Raw genomic sequence first — 3,720 nt, 5'->3', positions numbered from 1 at the left:
CCAAGGGTGAGCGAGGCGGGCGCATTGGGCATGGCATAGGCGGCCACGACGGCCCCGCCCGAAACGTAGGCTGCCTGATAGGGCTGCGAAGCGGCGGGCGGATTGATGTTCGAGACCGTCCAGGTGGCGAGTACGCCGCCGAAACCGTCGGGGACGGAGAGTCCGGCGTAGGAGGAGTTGAGGGCGGTTTGCCAAAGCTGCTGGCCATCGGAGGTAAAGGCTTGCACAAGTGTTTGTATAGCACCGGTGGCGGCCTGGACGGAATAGAGACTTGGGCCAGTGTCCGTCGGGACAGCCTGGAAGAGGCCCTGCGGCGTGAAACCCCGCGGCGGGCGGGAGTGGCGATTGGGGCGGACGGATTGATTGTGGAAGTGCATCCGACGCCGGAGAGAGCGATCAGCGATGGAGCGCAGTCACTCGATTTGGCGCAATTCGAGAAGATGATGCGCGAGCTGCAGCCGTACGTGGCGCTGTGGCGGGAAGCGCGGAAGGAAGAGGCCGCGGCGGTGGCGATGTGATCGCCTCGCCTACCGGTTGCGCGTCGAGCATCTTCCGTCTGGAAACATCCGCTCATATTCGGATTTGGTGACCAGATGAAAATCGTGTTGGACCCTCAATATTGTTTCAGGAGCCTTTCCGGGCAATTCGATTTTGACAGTGAGGTCCCTCCCGGAATCGCGCGGCGTGGTTCGCAAGGTTACCGGTTTGCCCTGCAAATCGATCTGGAAAACGGAGGGCCAACCCGCTGAGAAATGCCTCCACGACCAACCGTTGGCGTTTGTGCCGTCTGACTCATAGGTCGCGATCATTTGCTCGTCCAAGGCTAATTTCCTTTGCTCTTCGGAACTAGCCTGTTCAAATCGCGCTCCGGTCCACTTCCAAAGAGGTCCTTTGTCGTATGCATAGATTTCGCCGTCGTTCGGAATGTATGCGAGAAATCCCGGGAAATCCTTGTAAGGCTCCGCACAACGCGCTGTATGCCGTCCGGGGCAATCCGCACGACGATCGTCGATAGGCAATTGTCATCAACGGTACGGGGAACCCCAAAGTACGCCGGAATATGGGACCAGACGTACTCGAAGCCGGTAAAGTGGTAGCCGGCTCGACCCCAGCCGACAAAGAGATAGGCCTCTTGCGAGTTCCACAACAGCGTGCCGCCCGTTACGGAATCGCCGACCCCGTGGAACTCATGGAAAAGAGACACAGAGGCCAATACGATCAAAAGGGCGCCAAGTATTTTCGCTGCTTTCTTCATTGTCCGCATTTCCTCAATTGCATGAGGCCGAACCCGGCAACGCGTAGCGAATATTATGCGGAATGGAATTCATATAGAAACTACTTGTGTCCAAATCCCTAATCAGGCCAATCCGCGGTAGCCGCCGCGGCTCCATAGGAGGAGGGTGCGACTACCTGGTGTCGGGATGAAACTTTTTGGGATCCACGAGAGCGAAACTCGAGCAGCCCTGAAGGTCCAGCTGAATGGCTATTTCCTGCTTGGGCTTCACTTGAGGATTGATCAGGACAACCTTCGTTGACGCCGTTGGGATGGCGGCCGTGGCTTCAGCTCTGAGTTCGTAAGCACCAGGTCTTAGGTTGGAGAAGGAAAACTTGCCATCCTCGTCAGTTTGTTGCGTGGCTACCTCTTTCCCATTTCGCAGCACGCTAACTTTGGCGTTGACGACGGCGTCGCCGCTTGGGAAAAACACGACTCCCCAGATGCGATGGACGGGCTTGAGCGGCGGCAGCTCGACGCACGTCGCAGCGCACCCGTCTGCCACGCAAGCTCTCGGCAGCGTGACGGCAATAAGAAACAAGATAAACTCGTGGGTGATTCATAGCGTCGCCCCGATCAAATGCAATGGGATATCAAAGCGTGGAACAACTCTGGGCAGTGACGCGTTGTGGTGTCGCCGCCCTTCAGCGGAAGTAATCCAAGCCGTTCAACGGGCGGGTAAAGTAAAAACGTTTGGCGACAAGCGTGTTGTGCTGGTCAAAAGTGATTGTGTACGTGCGCCAGCGGTCTGAAAAGCCACACAGAGCGGGATCACCCGAAACCGCATCTGAGCAGTCGACGCCGTACGTTTGCAGGGCTGCAGTCGCTTGGGAGCGCGTCATACCCAATTGAAGTTTTGCGAATGGATCGATCATGGATGGTTTGCGCATGTCCATCAACAGAATGACAACGTTGACCAGCACGGCGGCTGCAACGCCAAGGAATATCGAACGAAGCGCCATTCTTGTAGTGTTAAGCTGCATACCTCCTTCCGCTCCGACCTTCTTCATTCCCACAGCGGCGGTCCTACCCTTATTGCAATGGCGGTGCCATTTTGGTCGAGATCGACAAAACATGTCCCGGCGGCGGTTCCCGCTGTGAGCCGGTGCGCGTAAATCTCTTGCTCCCACGGAACTACGCCCGTATTGAGTCGTTGCAACACGTCTGAGCGTTGCATGCCACGTTGAATTGAAGAACAACGCTGGGCAATTGAACGACCTTGGAAGCGGTATATGGTTTTCGGGGTTCTTAAGATGACGTACCGAATAGCAAACGCCACGATGGTAAAGGTGAAAGCCGTAATGAGTAGTTGCTTGCGCTGAGGCACCATGCCCTCGTCCTCTCCGTCGCCCTAGGGCGCGACCAGATGGGCCGCGGTCTTCCTGGCCGCGTCGATTTGAGTGTCAGACAACAGCCGGGTTATGGTGCTCCAGCAGGGGAGGTTGTCCAGCCAGGGGTCCCCAGTGTTTCCGCACATCAGGTTAATCGGGTTGTTTACGTGGCTGAGGCCCAGCACATGCCCCAATTCGTGCGCGACCAGAACTAGAACACCGCTGTTGTTCTTAAGAATGCAAAGATTCTTGATCCCGCTTGCATTGCGGAACTCGGGCGGTGTGTAGCCGTCGGTCTCGTTATCCGGTCCGAGTTGATTAACGAAAATAAGCTTGACACCAGCAGCCGGCGGCGGGCCAAGCCTTCGCATGATTTCATTCACCTGCGACAGCAGTGTCGCGTTGGTGATATCGAATGCACCACCGGGCAGGCATGTGTTCCCCGGTGGAGGACTCGCGGGATCGCAGCCCGGCAGCGTCGGCTGCGTTTGCCCGTCCCAGTCAAACAGGATTCCAGCTTTAGTTTGCCATGTGGCTATCCCATGAGAAACTTTGTCGGAAATATACTGCTGCGAAACACCAGCTCCTGCGACAGTGTAGACCTGGACTTTGATCTTCTCTTTTGCGCGATTTGTGGCGCTCGATGCTCCTGTGGGCCAGACGGCAAAGGCCCAATCAAACGAATTGGCGAATATCGTAGAGAACATGCCGTCGGCACCGCCCGCGCTTAGCCAAATGTCGCCGAGAAAAAACTGGACGGAACTTGCCGACCAAGAGTCTGATGTCGCCGCACCGCCTGGATCAATTCGCAGAACCGTATCCGTGCCTTGGGCTGTAGTTTTGGCCGTGAGGCTGTTGCCCGCTGCCGAACCCACAATCGATACGGTGGTCTGCGTAGGCGCTTGGTAGTTCCAGTTAGGGGAGCCGGAGGGGAGTTGGAAGGAGGTGATGTTGGAGCCGTAGGAGGCGAAGGCGGTGCCGTTTTCGCCGAGGACCAGCGTCGGGTTGATAGGGAGATTGTCCGGGCCAAGGGTGAGCGAGGCGGGCGCATTGGGCATGGCATAGGCGGCCACGACGGCCCCGCCCGAAACGTAGGCTGCCTGATAGGGCTGCGAA

At 57.3% G+C, this 3,720-nt stretch carries 6 protein-coding genes; 1 reads left to right on the top strand and 5 read right to left on the bottom strand.

Going from position 1 to position 3,720, the window contains the following annotated elements:
- Positions 1-518, top strand: a 518-nt coding sequence (locus tag VFA76_05290; protein HZR31251.1) for a hypothetical protein, incomplete at its 5' end; no start/stop codon positions are given.
- 305 nt (positions 519-823) lie between these two features.
- On the opposite strand, the gene VFA76_05285 is transcribed toward VFA76_05290, so the two are convergent.
- The 5 genes from VFA76_05285 to VFA76_05265 all read right to left on the bottom strand — a co-directional run.
- Positions 824-1,255, bottom strand: a complete 432-nt coding sequence (locus VFA76_05285) for a hypothetical protein (protein ID HZR31250.1) — start codon at positions 1,253-1,255, stop codon at positions 824-826.
- Between the two features lie 151 nt (positions 1,256-1,406).
- Entirely contained in the window at positions 1,407-1,778 is a 372-nt protein-coding gene (locus tag VFA76_05280; protein ID HZR31249.1) for a carboxypeptidase-like regulatory domain-containing protein, read from the bottom strand.
- A gap of 139 nt (positions 1,779-1,917) precedes the next feature.
- Positions 1,918-2,283 (bottom strand): hypothetical protein, encoded by a 366-nt coding sequence (locus tag VFA76_05275; protein HZR31248.1) that lies wholly within the window; start codon positions 2,281-2,283, stop codon positions 1,918-1,920.
- Positions 2,280-2,603 (bottom strand): hypothetical protein, encoded by a 324-nt coding sequence (locus VFA76_05270; protein ID HZR31247.1) that lies wholly within the window; start codon positions 2,601-2,603, stop codon positions 2,280-2,282. Before VFA76_05270 ends, VFA76_05275 begins: the two co-directional genes overlap by 4 nt.
- A 21-nt stretch (positions 2,604-2,624) precedes the next feature.
- On the bottom strand, positions 2,625-3,720 hold a 1,096-nt coding region (locus VFA76_05265; protein ID HZR31246.1), incomplete at its 5' end, for a hypothetical protein.

The organism is Terriglobales bacterium (genome assembly GCA_035651655.1).
GTDB lineage: Bacteria > Acidobacteriota > Terriglobia > Terriglobales > Acidobacteriaceae > DASRFG01.
The sequence above is the reverse complement of the archived record's forward strand: the minus strand, read 5'-3'. Positions and strand labels throughout refer to the sequence as shown.